The organism is Novosphingobium sp. GW835-FHT14H07, assembly GCF_058793515.1.
This window is the reverse complement of record NZ_JBXAFX010000001.1, coordinates 222,131-242,722: the sequence shown is the minus strand read 5'-3', so window position 1 is coordinate 242,722 and position 20,592 is coordinate 222,131. Positions and strand designations below refer to the sequence as shown.

Sequence of the window (20,592 nt, the reverse complement as noted above, 5' to 3'; positions counted from 1 at the left end):
CCCATGTGTGTTAGCGAAAACCGCATTTCAAGACCCAGATAGAGGTACCGATGTCCGATACGCCCAAGGTCGAAGTCTATACGAAGTGGGGTTGCCCCTACTGCGCGCGTGCCAAGCAGTTGCTGGACAGCAAGGGCGTGTCCTACGAAGAATTCGATGTGACGATGGGCGGACCCAAGAAGGCGGAAATGCTGGAACGCGCTCCCGGCCATACCACCGTGCCCTCGATCTTTATCGATGGCATCCACGTTGGCGGATCCGATGATCTTGCCGCGCTCAATGCGCAGGGCAAGCTGGACATGATGCTCGGGAAGTGACGGATCCCTTAAAGGTTGCGCTGTTCCAGATGACCAGCGGGATCGATCCGCTGGCCAATGCAGATGCGATCGTCGGCGCAGCGCGGAAGGCGGCGGACGAGGGGGCGGCGATGCTCTTCACCCCCGAAATGTGCGGGCTTCTCGATCGCGACCGGGCAAGGGCAACCCCGCATATCGTGACCGAAGCTGACAATCCGGTACTTGCCGCCGCGCGATCGGCGGCACGGGATCTGGGGCTGTGGATCGATCTTGGTTCGCTGGCCGTGCTTCGCGATGACGGCAAGTGGGCCAATCGCGGCTTCATCATCGATTCCGACGGGGAAATCGCCGCGCGCTACGACAAGATCCACATGTTCGATGTCGATCTGGCAACGGGCGAGACCTGGCGCGAATCCGCAGCCTACACGCCCGGCGATGCAGTGGTGACTGTCGAGACGCCGCTGGGCCGCCTCGGCATGGCCATCTGCTACGACATCCGCTTCCCGGCACTGTTCGAGGAACTGGGCCGTCGCCGCTGCGACGCGATCCGCATCCCGGCGGCATTCACCGTGCCGACCGGCAAGGCGCACTGGCACCTGATGCAGCGCGCTCGCGCCGTGGAAGCCAGCGCCTGGGTCATTTCCGCTGCCCAGGGCGGCGTTCACGAAGACGGGCGCGAGACCTTCGGGCATTCGCTCGTGGTCGATCCCTGGGGCGAGGTTGTCTACGATGGCGGTGAAGGCAGCTCGCTTGGCTTTGCATATGTCGACCCTGCCCGAACGGGCGAGGTTCGCGCACAGCTTCCCAGTCTTGCCAACAAGCGCGAAATCCCTAGATCGGCGGCATGATTGTCTTTGATCTGCAATGCGGGCCGAACGGGCATCGCTTCGAGGGCTGGTTCGGCTCCTCGCAGGACTATGAAAGTCAACTCGCTCGGGGGCTGGTGTCCTGTCCCTCGTGTGGATCGCCCGATGTCGGCAAGGCGGTCATGGCGCCCAATGTTGGCCGCAAAGGCAACCAGATTGCGGCACCGGTGCCGGCAAAGCCTGCGGAATCCGCGCCCGTCGCTAATGTCCCGCTGCCGCCCGAGGCCGTGGCCATGCTGCAGGCCGTCGCTGCGATGCAGGCCGAGGCGATCAAGTCCTCGACCTGGGTAGGGGACAAATTCGCCGACGATGCCCGCGCAATGCACTACGGCGAGAAGGACCCCGGCGCCATCCACGGCCGTGCGACGCCCGATGAGGCGCGTGAATTGCTTGATGAGGGCATTGCGGTTGCTCCCTTGCTTATTCCCGTCGTTCCGCCGGAAGAAGCCAACTGAAAGAGCGTTGCCAGCGCCCGCGCCCCTGCCTAAAGGAGTGCGCGGGCGCCCGTAGCTCAGCAGGATAGAGCACCAGATTCCTAATCTGGGGGCCATGGGTTCGAATCCCGTCGGGCGCACCATTTTCCTAGAGCATTGATGTCATTGCCGTGGTCGGGGACGCTGAGGTCCCCGCCTGCGCGGGGACGCCGCGAGGTGGCGCGAGAGATCATCCGCTGGCGAATGCGGACCATAACGCCTGTGGGAGTTCACAGATCGCGCGACCGGTGCGGTGCCGTTGTGGCACGCAAGGGATGGGGCGCGGGACCGGTTGCGAGTGGCCGGGGGCGGTTCCGGGCCCCTTGTCGGCTCAGCCTGATGGTCGGACATATGCGAAAGGACGAAGCTTTGGCAGCGGCTCGCGTACTGCCTTGGCTTCTGGCAAGCGGCTGCGTGAAAAGAACCTGTCGTTTGTGCTGACACAGTCGCACAATCATGGCGGGTTCCGCATCCGCAGCGTCGCTCAGGGTTCGGCGCCGTGCTATCAGCCCTGGGTTGTCCTGTCTGTCCTTGGGTAACGGCAGGGTTTGCCCGGTGGGCCTTGGGCTTTACGCCCCTCGTTGAACCCGCTGCGCACCTGCCGCACCGATCGCGCCGGAGCCGTCCGCCCAAGTATAATTCTGGGCGTAAGCTCCGAAGGGAGAGGAGCGGGTTGGCCTTGTGCCCTCTCCTGACCTGTGGCGGGGCGTGTAACCTATATGGTTCGTTTTGTCAAGCTTGTCCGCGCCCCTTTCCTCGTCATCCCGGGCTTGACCCGGGATCCCGCTTCCTTGGTTCACAGGAAGCGCAGAAGAAAAGCGGGGCCCCGGGTCAAGCCCGGGGCGACGATTGTGTTTGTAGTGTGGTGGTGGTGTGCAGATTACATTTTTGTCTGTGCCGTTTTACCTATTGTGATGCGGGTGAAGGTGAAGGTCCTTGAAACGGCGCGGGATTTGTGATTCAATCGTGACATGAAATCCCGTCGCCCACTTCTCCCGAAAGACAGCCTTGCGCAGTCGATGGCGCTTGTCGTCCTGCTTGTGCTTGCTGCGGTCGGCGTTGCCGGGCCAAGCGGCCTGCTGGCCTGGGGCGAGAACGCGCGGGTGCTTGAACAGCGGCAGAAGGAAATTGCGTCGCTGACAGCTGAACGGGACCGGATAAAGAACCGTGTCGATCTGCTCGATCCTCGCCATGCGGACCCCGATCTTGTCGGCGAATTGCTGCATAGCAATCTCAACGTGACGCATCCTGACGACGTGGTGATGCAGCTCAAGGATTGAGCGGGTCTCCGCCAATGCAGCGGAGGCTTACCGCCGCTTCTGGAACATGGCGTCACTGTAACTCCCGTCCATGCGCGCATCGTCGGGTCCGTAGAGCAGAGTCATCGGATCGGCGCGCGTGAAGCGAAGGGAGCGCGCATGATAGCGCGCAGCGACGGGAGTATCGCTGAAGCGGAAGTGCGCATTCCAGATCGTGAGCCAACCGCCCGGGGCAAGATGGCGATCCAGCGCGGCAACCGTCTGCGCAAAGCGGGAGAAGGGTAGCCAGGCCGAACAGGACTGCGGCGCCTGGCTTTCCAGGGCGCCGTGTCGAAACACTGCCATGGCCAGAATGGCATCGAACGTCTGGCCTTCAAGCACCCCGACGTCGGCGGCCTCGATGTAGGAAATATCGGGGTCAGGGTGCAGCGCGAGGTGCGCCCGCGCGGTCCGGATCATCGCCGGGTTGGGGTCCAGACCGACAATGCGGGCGTTTGGGAACCACCGCCGCAGGCTGCGGACTTCGCTGCCATCACTGCACCCGAAGGAGAGGATGCGCGGGTTGGCGAGGGTCCACAGATGCGCGTCGAGCGCCGTGAAGATCTCGGGGTAGCGATCCTCGCAGGTCGTCGGCCAAGGTTGCAGGATGGCGCTGGAATGGGTGCGCTTCATGCGCGCGATGGCGCGGCGATCGGGGTCTGCCAGGTCCCTGATCCGATCGATCGTCGAACGCACTTGTGGAACTGCAAGCAGCCCGGTGCGTAGGGACGATATCAGGGTTGAGCCGCTTGCCATGGCTTCTGGATTGCGGTTGTGTCCGCTGCGGTAAAGCTGAAACGGACTTTTCCTTACTAGTGACAAAAAGATAGCAATCTATCGGTATGCAGGGGAATGTCGGTGGTGTGTGCTGGTAACATAATCGAAGTAAGTTTTTGTGGCTGAACACGAAGGCGTGACCGAGCAACAGGCCGGCGGCCTTGCCCGGATGCAGTCGGAATCCGAATCAGTCTGGCGCTATGCGATGGCCGACAGGGCGCATGCGGTGATCGATGCTGCGGATTACTTCGCGCTCATGCGCGAGGCGATGATGCGCGCGCAGCAACGGATTTTCCTGATTGGATGGGATTTCGATACGCGGATCATCATCGGCGGCGGCCGGCGATGGTGGAACCTGCCGCGAAGGCGCGTTTCGCCGGCGCGGCTTGGCCCCTTTGTCGTCTGGCTGGCCAACCGTCGCAAGCAACTCGATGTCAGGGTTCTCAAGTGGAACTTCGGCGCCTTGAAGGCCGTCTTTCGTGGCTCGATGATGCTTGATCTGTTGCGCTGGTGGAGGCACCCGCGCATCGTGTTCAAGCTCGACAGCGCGCATCCCCTGGGGTGCAGCCACCATCAGAAGATTGCGGTGATCGACGATCGCTTTGCCGTGTGCGGCGGGATCGACATGGCGGGCGATCGCTGGGACACGCGACAGCACATCGACGACGACAAGCGGCGCAGACGGCCCGGAGGCAAGCTCTATGGCCCGTGGCACGACTGCACCATGCTGATGGAAGGCGAGGCTGCCGCTGTCCTGGGAGCCTTTGGCAGAAAGCGGTGGGAACAGGCCGGGGGTAAGCCGTTCGAGCCTTGCGAGCCGCAACGAGCCTCTCCCTGGCCAACCACGGTGGAGGCTGAATTCCGCAATGTCGAGATCGGCATCGCGCGGACGCGATCACACTTTGCCGAAGCACGCGAGGTGCGCGAGGTGGAAGCGCTGTTTCTCGAGCATATCGCGCGGGCGAAGAAGTTCATCTACTTCGAGAACCAGTATTTCGCATCGCGCAAGATTGCAGAAGCCATCGTGAGGCGGATGGAGGAGCCGGATCCCCCCGAGATCGTGCTCATCAACCCGCAGAGTTCGGATGGCTGGCTGGAGCAGACGGCGATGGATGGGGCACGCATCCGGCTGGTGCGGGCGATCGAGCAGGTCGATCACGCAGGTCGCTTCTCTGTCTGGCATCCCTTCACCGCGAAAGGCACGCCGATCTATGTGCATTCCAAGCTGACAATCGTCGATGACGAGATCCTGAGGATCGGATCGGCAAACCTGAACAACCGGTCGATGGGTCTTGATAGCGAGTGCGATGTGTTCATCGACTGTGCAAGGCCTGCCAATGGTCACTGTGGCGAGGCAATCCGCCGGTTGCGAGTTTCCCTTCTGGCCGAGCATTGCGGTATCGGGCCAGAGCGGGTAGCGGAACTTCTGGACCAGCACGGTTCGATGGCTGCGGCCATCGCTGCTGCTCCGCAGGAGGGCAAGAGACTGGGGCGGTTCGTGCCGCACGACCTTACCGATGCGGAGAAGGCGCTGGCCGACAACGAGGTACTCGACCCAGAGCGTCCGGAGGAAATGCTGTCCTTCTACCGCCGGGGTCTGTTCAGGAGTCGCTTCCTGCGACGGCCTGCAAGGTAGCGGAGGAACGTGATGAGCAGTCTGGTGGGGCCTGATGAAGATGACGATCTGGCCCAGGGCAAGTCACCTGTTCCCGAAGATGTCCAGGACGCCATCCGCACGCTGATCCGGTGGTCGGGTGACGATCCGGCGCGCGAGGGACTGCTTGATACGCCCAAGCGCGTCGCCCGTGCCTGGAAGGAATATTGTCTGGGCTATGGCGAGGATCCTGCCAGCCATCTGTCGCGCCAGTTCGAGGAAGTAGGTGGCTACGACGAGATCGTGCTGCTGAAGGACATTCCGTTCCAGAGCCATTGCGAGCATCACATGGCGCCGATCATCGGCAAGGCGGCGATCGCGTATCTCCCGCGGCACAAGGTCGTCGGCATTTCCAAGCTGGCGCGGGTCCTTCATGGGTTTGCGCGTCGCCTGCAGATTCAGGAGCGCCTGACCGCCGAAGTCGCGCAGTGCATCTGGGACAACCTCAAGCCGCATGGTGTGGCGGTGGTCATCGAGGCGAGCCACGCCTGCATGACCGCGCGCGGCGTGCGCACGCCTGGTGTTGGAATGGTGACGAGCCGGATGATGGGCACGTTCCTTGACGATACGCGAAGCCGCAAGGAAGTGCTCAGCCTGATGGGCTATTGAGGCAACCTAGCAAAGAAACATTACAAGTCGGTCGGTTGGTTGCACACAATCGCGGTTCTATCTTGCTTGTGTCACCGGAAAAAAGCCGGGACGTTTGCAGGAGACACAACATGAAGACGCTTGGCTTTGCAGGTCTTGCCGTTGCGCTGGGCTTCAGCGCTCCGGCGATGGGCATGGAGCACTCGACCGTCATCGAGCATGCTGCCGGCCCGATCACAGCCGATTACAGCGGAAAGACAAGGGTCGAAATGAAGCAGGTCGGTTCGGCCGGCGGTGCCGGGCGGGCTTCCTCCTTGCGCTGCCAGTGGTCCGTATCGCTTTCGGTCGAGCGGCAGGCACGGGTTGGCGCAAAGATGCAGGCAAGTCGTTCGATGCTGCGCGATGACGTGCTTACGGGATCGTCGCCGGGCTGGTGCTCGGAGCGCGGCAATGGCATCGACCGCGTGATCGAGGCGCGCCGAGATGACTTGCGCAGTGCGATGATGGCCATGGTTGCGCAGGATCGCGAAGTGATCCTCGTTGAAGCAGAAGGAGCCCACGCCAGGCAGCGCGAGGGCTGAGGAGAAATGAGTACATGACCCGCATCCACACTCTGAATGGTCTGGCAGTTCTTGGCGTGATCGCTTCGGTGCAGGCGCCGCAAGCGCTGGCCCAGTCGGTGGAAGTGGGCGTGGAGGCAACCACGGACGAAGTCCGGCGCGGGCTCAGCTGGAGTGATGGGGAAATCTCCGCCTCGGCCGATGCCAGCGTCGGCTTTGCCGGGCTCGATGCCTCGGTGCGCATGGCGGCGCTGCGCAAGTCTGACCGCCATGCCAATGCCGATGTCGTCGGCGACGTGGCTATCGGCAAGGATTGGGAAGCCGGGGCGATCACCCTGCGGACGGAAGCTATCGGGCATTTCTTCGGCGGCGCGGATATCGGTGCCGACTACGGGGAAGTGGGCCTTGGTGCGCGTTATTCGATCGGACCGCTGCAAGTGCGGGCCGATGCGTTCTATGCGCCGAAACAGGACGCGATCGGCGGGGACAATCTCTATCTGAGAGGGTCAGCGAACTTCGGCGTGCCGGCGCTGCCGATCAGTCTTTCCGCATCAGTGGGATACACCACGGGGGACACGAAGGATCTTCGCTCGGCAAGGCTGCGTCCGGCCGGGGACTATGCAGACTGGAGGCTGGGCGTGGAATACAACCAGTTTCCGTTCACGATCGGGCTCGACTACGCTGGCACCGATATCGACACTTCGGGTGTCTCGGTTTCGCCCTATGCCGATCTCAAGCACGCCGGTGACCGGGTGCTGGGGAGGGTCCGGCTTTCGTTCTGAGTGCTCAAGGAAAAAGGCCCCCGTTTCCGGGGGCCTTTTGATAGATCAGATGTTCTCGATCATGTGCTCGGCGGAGCTGACCTTGAAGTCGCCCGGAGCTTCGACGAACAGCTGCTCGACGACGCCATCGTTGACGACCATCGAGAAACGCTGGCCGCGCTTGCCGAGGCCGAAGCCCGAACCGTCCATGGTAAGGCCGAGCGCTTCGGCGAGGTCACCGTTGCCGTCTGCCAGCATGGTCACGTCGCTCGATCCCGAAGCGGCGCCCCAGGCCTTCATCACGAAGGGATCGTTGACGGCGGTGCAGGCGATCTCGTCGATGCCCTTCGCCTTGAGATCGGCGGCCTTTTCCACGTAGCCGGGGAGGTGCTTGGCCGAGCAGGTCGGGGTGAAGGCACCGGGGACGGAAAACAGCGCAACGCGCTTGCCCTTGAAGTAATCGGCTGACTGCACGGCTTCCGGACCTTCGGCAGTCGCCTTGACGATCTTGACGTCGGGCAGCTTGTCTCCAACAGCGATTGTCATCCCCATCTTCCTTTCGTTGCGCCGGGCGAGGGGGCCCGGACGAGTATGGCGGGTTGGATATAGGCGCGCTGCGGTGGTCTGCAACAGTCCGGCAGTGCGGTAATCCCGAATAGCGATATAAAGACATCTTTATATTAAGTTTGCAGAGTGGGGGCGGGCACGCTATGGGCCCTGCAGGAGCGCGCCGGTACCTTGGTCTGCCGCGCAGATGATTTTTCAGGAGAAAGCTTCGTGGCCAGCGTGCTTGACGCCAAGAACGACTACGTGATCGCCGATATCGGCCTTGCCGACTTCGGTCGCGCCGAAATCAAGATCGCCGAAACCGAAATGCCCGGCCTGATGGCCCTGCGCGAGGAATTCGGCGCATCGCAGCCGCTCAAGGGCGCGCGCATCACCGGATCGCTGCACATGACGATCCAGACTGCCGTGCTGATCGAGACGCTGGTCGCGCTGGGCGCCGAAGTGCGTTGGGCCACCTGCAATATCTTCTCCACGCAGGACCATGCTGCGGCTGCCATCGCCGCTGCCGGCATCCCGGTCTTCGCGATCAAGGGTGAAACCCTTGCGGAATACTGGGACTATGTCGGTTCGATCTTCGACTGGGGTGACGACCAGACTGCCAACATGATCCTCGACGACGGCGGTGATGCCACCATGTTCGCCCTGTGGGGCGCGCGCGTGGAAGCTGGCGAGAAGCTGTTCGAGCCTTCGAACGCCGAGGAAATCGAGTTCGTCCGCGCGCTCAACGCTTTCCTCAAGAGGAAGCCCGGCTACCTCACGCAGTCGGTCAAGAACATCAAGGGCGTTTCGGAAGAGACGACCACGGGCGTCCACCGCCTGTATCAGATCGCCAAGGACGGCAAGCTGCCTTTCCCGGCGATCAACGTGAACGACAGCGTTACCAAGTCGAAGTTCGACAACCTGTATGGCTGCAAGGAATCGCTGGTCGACGCCATCCGTCGCGCCACCGACGTGATGCTGGCCGGCAAGGTCGCCTGCGTTGCCGGCTTCGGCGACGTCGGCAAGGGCTCGGCCGCATCGCTGCGCCAGGGCGGCGCGCGCGTGATGGTCACCGAAATCGATCCGATCTGCGCACTGCAGGCGGCGATGGAAGGCTATGAAGTTGTCACCATGGAAGAAGCGGTCAAGCGCTGCGACATCTTCGTGACCGCGACCGGCAACGAGGACGTAATCACCGCCGAGCACATGAAGGCGATGAAGCCGATGTCCATCGTCTGCAACATCGGCCACTTCGACAGCGAGATTCAGATCGCTGCGCTCGACAACTACAACTGGACCGAAGTGAAGCCGGGCACCGACCTCGTCGAATTCCCCGATGGCAAGCAGATCATCATCCTTGCCAAGGGTCGCCTGGTGAACCTGGGCTGCGCCACCGGCCACCCGAGCTTCGTGATGAGCGCCAGCTTCACCAACCAGACGCTGGCCCAGATCGAGCTCTTCACCAAGGCCGAGAACTACAAGAACGAAGTCTACGTGCTGCCCAAGCACCTCGACGAGAAGGTTGCGGCGCTGCACCTCGAGAAGCTCGGCGTGCAGCTGACCAAGCTCAGCAAGAAGCAGGCTGATTACATTGGCGTGCCGGAAGCCGGGCCGTTCAAGCCGGACCACTATCGCTACTGATCGTGCGATAGCAGCCAGAACACCAGAGGGCGGCGCGGGAAACCACGCCGCCCTTTCGGTTCTTGGAATGAGTGATACCGGATCATCAGTATTGTAGTGCGCCGGATTGTAATTCTTGGGGGCAGGCCCTAGCGAGAGGACGATGCCGCTGCTCAACCAGACCATCATGGTGTTGATCGGATTGCTGCTTGCTGCCTGGACCGCAGGGGCAGGCTGGCTGGTGCTTGTTGCACGAGCGCGCGCGCGTAAGGGCGAGGCGGTGCATCGCCAGGCGCGCCGATTGGCGAGGATGGTCGATGAATCGCCCGCCCTGCCATTGCTGGTGCGCGCCGATGGCAGGATTGAAGGCCCTGCGCGGCTTGCCGGATGGTTCGGCTTCGAGACGATGCCCGGCTACCTGACCGAACTGGACGCAGAAGGTGCAGGCTTTGACGAGGTGCAGCTTTCGCAATTGAGCGACGCTGTGCGAAAGGCGCAAAAGACCGGCGCGTCCTTCAGGCTGGCGCTCACGCCCAAGGATGGCAAACGCAGCCTTTCGGCCCAGGGACACCTGGCCGACCCCCAGATCTCTCCGGGTGGTGCAGCCTTGGTCTGGTTTTTCGACTTCTCGGAAAGCCAGGAAGAGCTGGTCCGCCTGCGCAGCGAGACGACTGCGGCACGGGCGGATTTTGCCGGGCTTTCGGGCCTGATCGAGGCGGCTCCCTTGCCGATGTGGTTTCGCGGGCCGGACCTGCGCCTGCGTCTTGTCAACAGCGCCTATGTGAAAGCCGTTGGTGCGGCGAGCGCCGATGTGGTTATCGCTCAGGGCATCGAACTGATCGAACCTGTCGATGGTCTCTCCGCATCCCAGGTTGCCCGCCAGGCGCAGTCTCGCAAGGTGCCGATCGAGCGTTCGCTGCTGGCAACGATCAAGGGGCAGCGCCGCGCGGTGCGCGTCACGGACCTGCCGTTGGGCGAGGACGGGATCGCCGGATACGTCGTCGACATCGAGGAAATGGAGGAGCTGATCCGCCAGTTCCGCCGCTTCCGCGAAGCGCAGCGCGAAATGCTCGATACGCTCTCGGCGGGCATTGCCCAGTTTGACGAGAAGCGAAACCTGGTCTTCGCAAACCAGCCTTTCCTGCGCATATTCGGTGTGCCCAAGGCCTGGGTGGTGGACACACCGCCGTTCGACCGGGTCATTGACCGGATGCGAGATGCGGGCAGGTTGCCGGAAGTCCGCGATTTCCCCGAGTGGCGCCGCGAAAGGCAGGCCTGGTTCCTCGCCCGCGTGCCAATCGAGGAATCCTGGCACCTTTCCGGGGGGACCCATCTGCGCGTGGTCGGCCAGCCCATGCCGGATGGCGGGCTGTTGATGATCTTCGAGGATCGAACCGAACAACTGCAGCTCTCGGCGACGCGGGACACCCTGCTGCGGACGCGAACGGCAACTTTCGACAATCTGTTCGAATCGCTCGCCGTTTTTGCACCTGACGGCAAGCTGCAGCTGTGGAACCGAAGGTTTGCTGCAGATTGGGGGCTTGAGGAGGAGTTTCTCACCACCCATCCGCGGGTCGACGTTCTGCTTAACAGGCTGGCAACGCAACTTAAACGTCCCGCGCAGATTGGCACGATAGCGCAGGTTATCCAAGCCGCGACGCTGGAGCGCAAGCAGCGTTCCGGCCGGTTGACGCTTGCGGATGGACGCCATTTTGCCCTCGCTGGCGTGCCGCTTCCGGACGGGAACGGGATGCTCACGGTCCTGGACATCACCGACAGCCAGAAGGCCGAGGCGGCGCTGCTCGAACGCAATGCGGCGCTGGTCGAGGCCGACGCGGTGAAGACGCGGTTCATAGCGAACATGAGCTACGAATTCCGCACGCCCCTCACTTCGATCGGAGGCTTTGCCGAGCTTCTGCAAAGTGGCATCGCCGGGGATCTGACGCCCCAGCAGGACGAATATGTTTCGGCAATCCTCACTTCGGTCGCGCGGCTTGGGGAGCAGATCGAGAACGTGCTCGACCTTTCGCAGAGCGAGGCCGGAACGCTGCCGCTGGAACAGGAGCCGGTGGAGATATTCCCGTTGCTGACCGAAGTTGTCAGCGAACGCGGAGAGCGGATCACGGCTGCTGGCCTTGCCCTCGATCTGCGCGGCGACAAGAGCGCCGGAACCGTGATCGGCGATGCCCGCAGGTTGCGTCGGGCCTTTGGGCAACTGGTTGACAATGCCGTGGCTGCGACACCCGAGGGCGGCAGGATCCTTGTCGTTGCCTCCCGAAGCAAGGGGGGACCGCTCCAGGTGGTCGTGTCCGACAATGGCCGCGGCATGGAGCCTGCGGTCCTTGCCCGCGCTCTTGAGGGGCTGAAGCTCGATGCCGAAGGCAAGGCGGTGGAGCGCCGGCAGGGGCTCGGCCTGCCGCTGGTTCGCCAACTGGTGGAAGCGCATGGCGGAACACTGGAGCTTGTGTCCGAGCCCGGCCTTGGCACCAGCGCCATCGTGGTGCTGCCGTGATCTTCGAGTTGCCCGACCTGGACAGTTCGGCTGTTCTCGCCCGCGAGATCGCCGCGAAACTGCGCCCGGGCGATGTGATTGCCCTCTCTGGCGGCCTGGGCGCGGGAAAGACAACCTTGGCGCGATCAATCATTGCAGCACTGGGACACGCCGGAGAAGTGCCCAGTCCCAGCTTTGCCATCATCGAGCTTTATGATCCGCCGTCGGTGCGTCTGCCCCTGGTCCACGCAGACTTCTACCGTCTGGACGATCCGTCCGAGGCGGAAGAGATCGGTCTGGATGACTATCGCGAAGGCGCGGCGCTGCTCGCTGAATGGCCGGAAAATGCCGGGGGCTTCGCGCATGAGCCCGGATGCCTTTCGATCGTGCTGGAATCCACGGAAAACGGCAGGCGGGCCATTGTAACGCCGGGGCGCGATTGGATAGAGCGAGTACCATGGACCTGACTATTCCTTCGGGCGTCGACGCCTTCCTGAACAAGGCAGGCTGGATCGGCGCTACCGTCGAGCCACTGCCTGGCGATGCATCGTTCCGTCGTTACTTTCGTATTCGCCGATCAGCGGGCAATGCGATGCTGATGCACGCGCCGCCGCCCAACGAAGATCCCGAGCCGTTCCTTCGCGCTGCCAAGTGGCTCGATGCAAATGGCCTGCGCGCGCCCCATGTCCTCGCCGAGGATCCGGCGCAGGGCTTTGTCCTGCTGGAGGATTTCGGTGACGTGCGCATGCGCGAATACCTCGATGCCTGGCCGCAGGATGAGGAAGAAGTCTATCGGCATGCCATCGACGCCCTGCTGCAGCTGCGCAAGCTGCCTGCGGGGCCTTTCACGGGATATACGCTGGCCGAGTATCAGCGCGAGGCTCGCCTGTTCATCGAGTGGTACGTGCCTACCCAGTCCCTCTATGTCGACGGGCGGGGCTGGAACGCGGCCTGGGAAGAGGTCCTGTCGCACCTTCTTCCGCGTCAGCGCCCCGGGGTCACTGTCCTGCGCGATTATCACGCCGAGAACATCATGCTGCTCAACGGCCTGGATCGACAGGGGCTGCTGGACTTTCAGGATGCCCTGAACGGCCACTCGGCATACGATCTGGTCTCGCTGCTGCAGGATGCGCGCCGGGATGTCTCGCCGGAACTCGAAGCCAGCATGCTGGACTACTACCTGCAGAAGACCGGCGAAGGCGACGATTTCCTGGCGGATTACGCCCGGCTTGGCGCGCAAAGGAATGCCAAGATCGTCGGCATCTTCGTGCGGCTTTGGAAGCGCGATGGCAAACCGCGCTACCTTGACTACATTCCTCGCGTCTGGGCTCTGCTGGAACGCGATCTCGCGCATCCGGCACTGGCTCCGGTTGCCGCCTGGTTCGATGCCAATATTCCGGCAGACCTGCGCGCCAGCATGGGCGGATCGTTTACAGTATGAGCAAGCCTCTTGTGAGCGACGTGGCCATGGTTCTTTCGGCGGGCCTTGGCAAAAGAATGCGCCCGCTTACGGCCACGCGGCCAAAGCCTCTGGTGCAGGTGGCGGGCAAGCCCTTGATCGACCATGCGCTGGACAAGCTTGAGGAAGCCGGCCTGGCCCGGGCCGTGGTCAACGTCCATTATCTTGCCGACGCGATGGAAGCGTATCTGGCGCAACGCAAAAGCCCGGCCATTTCCATTTCGGACGAGCGGGCGCAGCTGCTGGAAACCGGCGGGGGCATGGTCAAGGCATTGCCCTTGCTGAGGACCGATCCGTTTTTCTGCCTCAACTCCGACAATATCTGGCTAGACGGGCCGCGGAACGTCTTTGCCCACCTTTCGGATCATTGGGACGCCGAAAGGATGGATGCGTTGCTGCTGCTCGTGCCCCATGCGCGGGCGTTCAACTATCGCGGGAAGGGGGATTTCCACATGGATGCCCTGGGCCGGATATCGCGCCGTCGGACCGGTCGTGTGGCGCCTTTCATTTACAGCGGCATCCAGATTGTTTCGCACCGCCTGCTCCGTGACGCGCCGGAAGGTCCGTTCGGAACTATGGTGCTGTGGCAACGGGCCATCGAAAAGGGGCGGCTTTACGGATTGTCCCACCAGGGACTGTGGTATGAAGTGGGCGAACCCCAGATGATCGCCCCAACCGAGGCTGCGCTGAAGCGCGACTGACATGGCCGAGTTCTCCACCCGTCCGCGTGTCTGGTCCATCGCGGCGCACAGGGGTTTTGCCGACGCCTTGGTCGCCGGCCTGGTCCCTCGTTATCGCGAGGATCGGTTTGGCCTCGCGCGCCTGACGCTGCTGCTGCCAAGCCAACGCGCAATCCGCACGGTCACCGAAGCTTTCGTTAGGATAAGCGGGCAGGGACTGTTGCTGCCGCGCATGGCGGTAGTGGGCGACCTTGACCTCGACGAGACGCTGGGACCGTTGCTTGACCCGATCGGTGCCGGGGCGGGGATTCCCGATGCCGTGGACCCAGTACACCGGCTGCTCAAACTCTCCGCGCTGATCCGCGACGAACTGGGCAACGAAGCGCCCGGTGAAGCTGCCTTGCTGCGACAGGCCAGAAGCGTGGCACAGAGCATCGACCGGCTCCTCATTGAAGGGGTGCGTCCCGAGGACATGCTCGACGAAGGCATCCTTGGCCTCTCGTCGGAACTGTCGGAGCACTGGCGGGAAAGCACCAAGCTGTTCGCCACCGTATTCTTCAAGTGGAAGGACGAACTGGCGCGGCTGGGCAGGATCGATGCGCCCGAACGACGCAATCTGCTTTTGGCCCACGCGGCGCAGGTGTGGAGGGAAACCCCGCCTGCCCATCCCGTGATCGCTGCGGGCGTAACCTCGGCCTCGCCTGCGGTCGCGAAATTGCTGCGGGTGATTGCGGATCTTCCGGACGGCGGCGTCATTCTGCCCGATCTTGATCTTGCGATGGATGTATCGGTCTGGGACGCGCTCGGGTCTGCAGGCGGACCTGACGGCAAGGTATTTCAGCGCGGGGATGTCGTAACGCATCCGCAGTATCACCTGAAGCTTCTGCTGAACCGCATGGGGATCGGGCGAGGCGAGGTTGAGCCGTGGCACCGTTCTGGCCTTGCGCCTGCGCCGCCGGAACGCAGCCGCGCAATCTCGAATCTCTTCCTGCCGCCGGAAGCCAGTGCTGCTTGGGCTTCGCTCGAGGCGAGGGAGCGCCGTCTTTCCGGCGTTCGGATGATGGAGAGCGCCAACCCGGAGGAAGAAGCGCAGGCCATTGCCGTGTTGGTCCGCGAAGCTCTTGACGAGCCAGAGCGCCGCGTGGCGGTGATCACGCCGGACCGCAGTCTGGCGGCGCGGGTCGTGGCGCATCTTGGCCGCTGGAATATTGGCGTGGACGATACGGCCGGCCGGCCATTGCCGCAGACGGCGGCAGGCAGGGTGATCCTTCAATTGGCCGAAGTCGTTGCCGAGCGGGCCGCACCCGTCCCGCTGCTTGCCTTGCTTGGCCACCCGCTGGTCTGCGCAGGCGAGGGCAGGGCGAAATGGCTCGAGCGGGTGCGACAGCTGGATCTGGCCCTGCGTGGCCCCCGACCCGGCCCCGGACTGGCTGCCATCCGGAGCAAGGCGAAGGAACATGAAAAGCGGTATCCGGGTCTTGCAGACTGGTGGTCGGTCGTCGAGGACCTGCTGTTTCCGCTGCTGTCGCTCGATGGCCACGCGTCGCTGGATGCGGCGCTGATAGCTCTGTCCGAAGTGGGAGAAGCGCTGTGCGGGCAGGGGCTGTGGGCGCAGGCCGATGGGCGCTGTCTCGCGCAGTTCATCGAGACCTGGCGCGAAGCTGCTTCAGAGCATCCAGGCCTTTTGCCGCCCGAAGAACTGCCGGCATTGTTGCGCGATGCCATGGAGGAAGTCTCCGTCCGCCCGCCCTATGGGGGGCATCCGCGTCTGGCGATCTACGGCTTGCTCGAAGCGCGGATGAGCCGGGCCGATCTTGTCATCTGCGCTGGCCTGACCGAGGGCTCCTGGCCAGGCAGCCCGGCGACTGATCCGCTGCTGGCTCCTGCCATCCTCCGCGCTCTGGGCATCCCGGGCGCCGATTTCCGCATCGGTCTTTCTGCACACGACCTTGCTGCTGCATTGGGAGCGCCCGAAGTCGTGCTCAGCCATGCGCACCGCGATGCAACCGGTCCGGTCATTCCTTCGCGCTTCCTGCTGCGAATTCGCGCAATGCTTGGCGAGCAGCTTCGGCGCGAGACGCGCGCGGTCAGCCTTGCCCAAGCGTTGGCCGATCCCGAACCGGAGCAGCCTCACCCCCGGCCGCACCCCATGCCCAGTGCGGAGCAGCGGCGCGTTCCGATTGCGGTTACCGCACTGGACCGGCTGCGCGGCGATCCGTACCAGTTCTATGCCTCGGCGATCCTTGGTCTGCGTAGCCTGGATCCGGTCGATGCCGATCCGACGCCTGCCTGGAAAGGCACCGCAGTTCACGATGTGCTGAAGGCATGGCACGATGGCGGCGGCCGTCCCGGCGAACTCGTGCCGCTTGCCGAACGCATGTTCGACGAGATGAGCGCCCACCCCTTCATGCGGGCGATGTGGAAGCCGCGCCTGATCGATGCCTTGCTGTGGATCGAGGAGGAAACGGACCGCCTTGCCGGCGAAGGCCGCGACGTTCTGGCGATCGAGCGCAAGGGCGAGATCATGGTTGACGGCATCCGCATTCACGGCCGTGCAGATCGTATTGACAGGCTGGCCGACGGAACGCTGGCCGTAGTCGACTACAAGACCGGCACGCCGCCATCGGGCAAGATGGTCGCGCAAGGATACGCCCTTCAGCTTGGCCTCATTGGCATGATCGCCCGTGGCGGTGGCATGGAAGACGTCTCGGGCGAGCCAACGAAGTTCGAGTACTGGTCGCTTGGCCGGAACAAGGATCGCGCCTTTGGCTACATGAAATCTCCCGTCAAGGAAACGGCGCGGCAGACCGGCCTGTCGCTTGAAGACTTCCTGCCCGAAACCGAGCGTTTCCTGCGTGAAGCAATTGCGCGTTGGTTGCTCGGCAGCGAGCCGTTCACGGCGCGGCTCAATCCCGATCTTCCGGGCTACAGTGATTTTGACCAGCTGATGCGTCTCGACGAATGGCAGGGTCGCGAAGAGGAAAGCGGCCGGTGAGCAAGGTCTATCCCCTCAGGGACAATCAGGCGCATGCGGTCCATCCGCAGCGCACCGTCTGGCTATCTGCGTCCGCAGGGACCGGCAAGACGCAGGTCCTTTCCGCGCGCGTTCTGCGCCTGCTTCTGCAGGAGGGTGTCGAACCCGAGCAGATCCTTTGCCTGACTTTCACGAAGGCGGGTGCCGCCGAAATGGCGACGCGCGTCAACGAAGTGCTCGCCAGCTGGGTGCGTCTTCCCGAGATCGAGCTCGCCGCGCAGTTGAAGGCGATTGGCGCGCCTTTCGGACCCGAAACCGTGGCCCGCGCGCGCAGCCGCTTTGCCGCCGTGCTCGATTGCCCCGGCGGCGGTCTCAGGATCGAGACCATTCACGCCTTCTGCCAGTGGCTGCTTGCATCTTTTCCCGTGGAGGCGGGATTGCGACCGGGCAGCCGAGCCATGGAGGACCGCGACCGGGCACTGCTGGTTCGGCAAGTGCTGGCCGAATTGTTGGTTTCGGCCGAAATCGAGGGCGACGAGGCATTGATCGACGGTCTTGCCTCGCTCTCGCGCCGGATGAGCGAGGATCAGGTGGAAGCCTTTCTGCTGCGTTGCGCCGGTGCTCTGGATCTGTGGACAGGGCCGGGCGCATGGCAACCGCCACTGCGACCGCGGATCAACCGCGTGATCGGGCTGGGCGAGGACGACGGGCCGGAGAGCCTTGCCGCCATGTGCGCCGATGATCGGTTCGATTGCGAGTCCGTCCGGCGCTGCATGGAGATGAACAGCGCCTGGGGCACCAAGAGTGGTATCGAAACCGCGAACACCCTTGGCGACTGGCTCGCCGCGGGCCCGGAAGGGCGCCTGAACACCTTTGCCGCGCTGAAGAGCCAGTTTCTCACGGCCAAAGATGAAGCCAAGTCGACCACGAACATCGAAAAGAAGCAGCCCGGATATGCCGACTATGCCGCGCGGGTCATTGCCTGCGTCGAGGCAGTAAAGGCCCGCAAGGCACAGCTTGATCTTGCCGACCTGCTCGAGACAGCGCTTACCATCGGTCGCCGTTTTGCCCTGGCCTGGAGCGATGCCAAGGCGCGCGAGGGCTTCATCGATTTCGATGACCAGATCCGCACCGCCGCCGACCTTCTGACCAAGCGCACCAGCGCCGAATGGATCCGCTTCAAGCTCGATCGCCGCTTCGACCACATCCTTGTCGATGAAGCGCAGGACACAAATGCCTCGCAGTGGGAGATCGTGCTCGAAGGGCTGGTGTCCGACTTCTTCACCGGCGAAGGCCAGCGTGGGCCTGCCGTGCGCACGCTGTTCGTGGTGGGCGATTACAAGCAGGCCATCTTCGGTTTTCAGGGGACGAGTCCCGAGAACTTCGCGCAGGCGAGCCTTCGGGTCAGGGAGCAACTCGATCAGGTCGCGCAGATCCTCTCCGACCCGGACCGCAAGCTGCTCGAACTCGGGCTGGGCCAATCGTTTCGCACGTCAAGGCCGATCCTCGAATTCGTCGACCGTGCCATCGATCATCTGGGGTGGGATCGGCTGGGCCTTGATCGCAAGCCCGAGCGCCATGTCGGTCTGGATATCCCCGGCACGGTCGGCCTCTGGAAGATCGTCGGCGATGATGCGCCGGACGAGGAGGATGACGGTGGCGGGGGCGACCAGGGAGGGGGAGACGAGGGCGCCGAAAGCTGGCTCTCGCGCCCTGATCGCAAGCTGGCGGACCAGATCGCGCTGCAGGTGAAGGCGTGGATCGACAGCGGCTTCCCACTGGGCAAGGCTCAGCGCCATGCCGGTGCGGGCGACGTCATGGTCCTGGTGCGCAAGCGCAAGGAACTGGCGGGGCTGATCGTGGCACGTCTGCACGCGCGCGGCGTGCCAGTGGCGGGCGTGGACCGGCTGCGGCTTGGCGCTCCGCTTGCGGTGAAGGACCTGGTGGCCGCGCTGCGCTTTGCCGCGCAACCGCTGGATGACCTGAACCTGGCTGCGTTGCTGGTTTCTCCGCTGATCGGGTGGTCGCAGGAAGACCTGCTCGAACACGGCTATCGCAGGCAGGGCGTGCGGCTGTGGGACTGGCTGCGCCAGAACGAGGGGCCTGCGACTTTCGCAACGATGGAGCAATTGCGCAGCCTGCTTGCCCGGGCCGATTTCGATCCGCCGCAAGTGCTGCTGCATTGGTTGCTAGTGGGGCCTTGGGATGGCCGTCGCAGACTGGTCGCACGCCTTGGGCGTGAGGCCAACGATCCGATCGACGAACTGCTCAACGCAGCGATCGCGTTTTCCAGCGCCAATGTGCCCAGCCTGATCGGCTTCCTGCAGTGGTTCGACGCCGGGGAGGGTGAGCTCAAGCGCGAGGCAGGCAAGGCTGATGGCCTGGTGCGGGTGATGACCGTGCACGGATCGAAGGGGCTGCAGGCGCCGATCGTGATCCTCGCCGATGCTGCGGATGATCCGGACCTGTCTCCACCCCGCGGTCTTGAGCTTGTCGAAGACGTTCTGGGGTCCGTGCGCAAGGTCCCCCTGCCGTCGCTACGAAAGGAGGAGAAGGCACCCGCTGTTCTCGAGGCGGAGGCAGAAGCCAAGCTCGCCGAGCGCGAGGAGCATTGGCGTCTGCTCTATGTGGCGATGACGCGTGCCGAGGAAGCCCTGTTCATTGCAGGGGCGAAGGGCAAAAGGCGCAGGAAGGGGGCAGGTGACCTTCCCGAGGACAGCTGGTACGCACAACTCGAGCCGCTGTTCGAGGGCGATTGGCGCAGCGATCCGCTTTGGGGCGCGGTCAAGCAGATCGGCGGTCCTGCCAGCCTGAAAGGCCAGCCGGCCAAGCGATCCGGACGTTCTGCGCGGATTGAGGTCCCGGAGGTGTTGCGCGCTGCAGTCGGCCCCGAACCTCGCCCGCCGCGCCCGCTTGCACCTTCATCGCTGGGAGAGGACGAGGCCCCGGATCCGCCAGCGCCGCCCGGTCCTCATGCCATGCTGGCGGCAAGACGCGGGACGCTGCTGCATCGCCTTATCGAGCGTCTTCCGGAACTTCCGGTCGAGCGGCGACAGGAGGCTGGTCTCGCCTGGCTTGCCCGGATGGCGAGCGATTTCGACAATTCGGACTACGTGGCCATGGTGGCGGATGCCATAGCGGTAATCGACCAACCGGGCTGGAACGACGTCTTCGGCCCGGATTCCCTGGCTGAAGTGCCGCTGGCAGCGGTCGTCGGAGGCCGCGTCGTGAGCGGCACGGTGGACCGCCTTGTCATCTCGGACAAGGGCATACGGATCGTGGATTTCAAGACAGCGCGCCGCCCTCCGGCCTCGCTCGAGGAGATTCCTGCGGCCTACATCCGCCAGATGGCCGCCTATGTTGCCGCGCTTGAAGCAATACACCCCGGCCTGCCGGTTGAAGCTGCGCTGCTCTATACCCACACGCCGCAATTGTTCGTTATTCCCGATGACCTGATCGCAGCGCAAAAGCTGCGCCTTGCCGGGGTTCAGGAATCCTTGTCCGGCTGATCTGTTGCACCGCGCGCGCGAGTGCCTAGATTGCCCTCAA

17 protein-coding genes and 1 tRNA gene are annotated in these 20,592 nt (G+C 63.6%); 16 read left to right on the top strand and 2 right to left on the bottom strand.

Annotation, left to right across the window (positions count from 1 at the left end):
* Positions 1 to 50 precede the first annotated feature (50 nt).
* From grxC to AC1Q5P_RS01130, 5 genes are all read left to right on the top strand, one after another.
* Entirely contained in the window at positions 51 to 317 is a 267-nt protein-coding gene (gene grxC / locus AC1Q5P_RS01150) for a glutaredoxin 3 (protein WP_039332218.1), read from the top strand.
* Positions 314 to 1,144 carry a carbon-nitrogen hydrolase family protein gene (locus AC1Q5P_RS01145; protein WP_427463147.1) on the top strand — a complete coding sequence of 277 codons (831 nt, stop codon included), beginning with the start codon at positions 314 to 316 and terminating at the stop codon, positions 1,142 to 1,144. The genes grxC and AC1Q5P_RS01145 overlap by 4 nt, the downstream gene beginning before the upstream one ends.
* Positions 1,141 to 1,617, top strand: coding sequence for a DUF1178 family protein (locus AC1Q5P_RS01140; RefSeq protein ID WP_492517911.1), 477 nt, complete (start codon positions 1,141 to 1,143; stop codon positions 1,615 to 1,617). Before AC1Q5P_RS01145 ends, AC1Q5P_RS01140 begins: the two co-directional genes overlap by 4 nt.
* Positions 1,618 to 1,662: 45 nt before the next feature.
* Positions 1,663 to 1,739 (top strand) — tRNA-Arg (locus AC1Q5P_RS01135).
* 867 nt (positions 1,740 to 2,606) lie between these two features.
* Complete coding sequence (locus AC1Q5P_RS01130) at positions 2,607 to 2,915, top strand: FtsB family cell division protein (protein WP_193826622.1); 309 nt, start codon at positions 2,607 to 2,609, stop codon at positions 2,913 to 2,915.
* A gap of 27 nt (positions 2,916 to 2,942) precedes the next feature.
* Here the strand turns inward: AC1Q5P_RS01130 and AC1Q5P_RS01125 are convergent, their stop codons facing one another.
* Positions 2,943 to 3,689, bottom strand: a complete 747-nt coding sequence (locus AC1Q5P_RS01125) for a class I SAM-dependent methyltransferase (RefSeq protein ID WP_062780395.1) — start codon at positions 3,687 to 3,689, stop codon at positions 2,943 to 2,945.
* 139 nt (positions 3,690 to 3,828) lie between these two features.
* On the opposite strand from AC1Q5P_RS01125, the gene AC1Q5P_RS01120 reads away from it, so the two are divergent.
* From AC1Q5P_RS01120 to AC1Q5P_RS01105, 4 genes are all read left to right on the top strand, one after another.
* Positions 3,829 to 5,346: a phospholipase D-like domain-containing protein gene (locus tag AC1Q5P_RS01120; protein ID WP_230487615.1), complete on the top strand. Its 1,518-nt coding sequence runs from the start codon at positions 3,829 to 3,831 to the stop codon at positions 5,344 to 5,346.
* Positions 5,347 to 5,358: 12 nt separating this feature from the next.
* Positions 5,359 to 5,973: a GTP cyclohydrolase I FolE gene (gene folE, locus AC1Q5P_RS01115; RefSeq protein ID WP_492478022.1), complete on the top strand. Its 615-nt coding sequence runs from the start codon at positions 5,359 to 5,361 to the stop codon at positions 5,971 to 5,973.
* Positions 5,974 to 6,083: 110 nt separating this feature from the next.
* Positions 6,084 to 6,533, top strand: a complete 450-nt coding sequence (locus tag AC1Q5P_RS01110; protein ID WP_492478023.1) for a hypothetical protein — start codon at positions 6,084 to 6,086, stop codon at positions 6,531 to 6,533.
* Between the two features lie 14 nt (positions 6,534 to 6,547).
* Positions 6,548 to 7,294, top strand: a complete 747-nt coding sequence (locus tag AC1Q5P_RS01105) for a TorF family putative porin (RefSeq protein WP_427463142.1) — start codon at positions 6,548 to 6,550, stop codon at positions 7,292 to 7,294.
* Between the two features lie 45 nt (positions 7,295 to 7,339).
* Here AC1Q5P_RS01105 and AC1Q5P_RS01100 read toward each other — a convergent pair whose 3' ends face one another.
* Positions 7,340 to 7,819, bottom strand: coding sequence for a peroxiredoxin (locus AC1Q5P_RS01100; protein WP_039332231.1), 480 nt, complete (start codon positions 7,817 to 7,819; stop codon positions 7,340 to 7,342).
* A gap of 231 nt (positions 7,820 to 8,050) precedes the next feature.
* Between AC1Q5P_RS01100 and ahcY the strand changes: the two genes are divergently transcribed.
* From ahcY to addA, 7 genes are all read left to right on the top strand, one after another.
* Positions 8,051 to 9,460 carry an adenosylhomocysteinase gene (gene ahcY / locus AC1Q5P_RS01095; RefSeq protein WP_039332440.1) on the top strand — a complete coding sequence of 470 codons (1,410 nt, stop codon included), beginning with the start codon at positions 8,051 to 8,053 and terminating at the stop codon, positions 9,458 to 9,460.
* A gap of 142 nt (positions 9,461 to 9,602) precedes the next feature.
* Positions 9,603 to 11,951, top strand: coding sequence for a sensor histidine kinase (locus tag AC1Q5P_RS01090; RefSeq protein WP_492478025.1), 2,349 nt, complete (start codon positions 9,603 to 9,605; stop codon positions 11,949 to 11,951).
* Entirely contained in the window at positions 11,948 to 12,397 is a 450-nt protein-coding gene (gene tsaE, locus AC1Q5P_RS01085) for a tRNA (adenosine(37)-N6)-threonylcarbamoyltransferase complex ATPase subunit type 1 TsaE (protein WP_039332235.1), read from the top strand. Before AC1Q5P_RS01090 ends, tsaE begins: the two co-directional genes overlap by 4 nt.
* Positions 12,388 to 13,371 carry an aminoglycoside phosphotransferase family protein gene (locus AC1Q5P_RS01080; protein WP_492517910.1) on the top strand — a complete coding sequence of 328 codons (984 nt, stop codon included), beginning with the start codon at positions 12,388 to 12,390 and terminating at the stop codon, positions 13,369 to 13,371. Before tsaE ends, AC1Q5P_RS01080 begins: the two co-directional genes overlap by 10 nt.
* Complete coding sequence (locus AC1Q5P_RS01075; RefSeq protein WP_492517909.1) at positions 13,368 to 14,090, top strand: nucleotidyltransferase family protein; 723 nt, start codon at positions 13,368 to 13,370, stop codon at positions 14,088 to 14,090. Before AC1Q5P_RS01080 ends, AC1Q5P_RS01075 begins: the two co-directional genes overlap by 4 nt.
* A 1-nt stretch (position 14,091) precedes the next feature.
* Complete coding sequence (gene addB, locus AC1Q5P_RS01070; RefSeq protein ID WP_492517908.1) at positions 14,092 to 17,064, top strand: double-strand break repair protein AddB; 2,973 nt, start codon at positions 14,092 to 14,094, stop codon at positions 17,062 to 17,064.
* Complete coding sequence (addA, locus tag AC1Q5P_RS01065; protein WP_492517907.1) at positions 17,061 to 20,552, top strand: double-strand break repair helicase AddA; 3,492 nt, start codon at positions 17,061 to 17,063, stop codon at positions 20,550 to 20,552. The genes addB and addA overlap by 4 nt, the downstream gene beginning before the upstream one ends.
* The last annotated feature ends 40 nt before the right edge of the window (positions 20,553 to 20,592 follow it).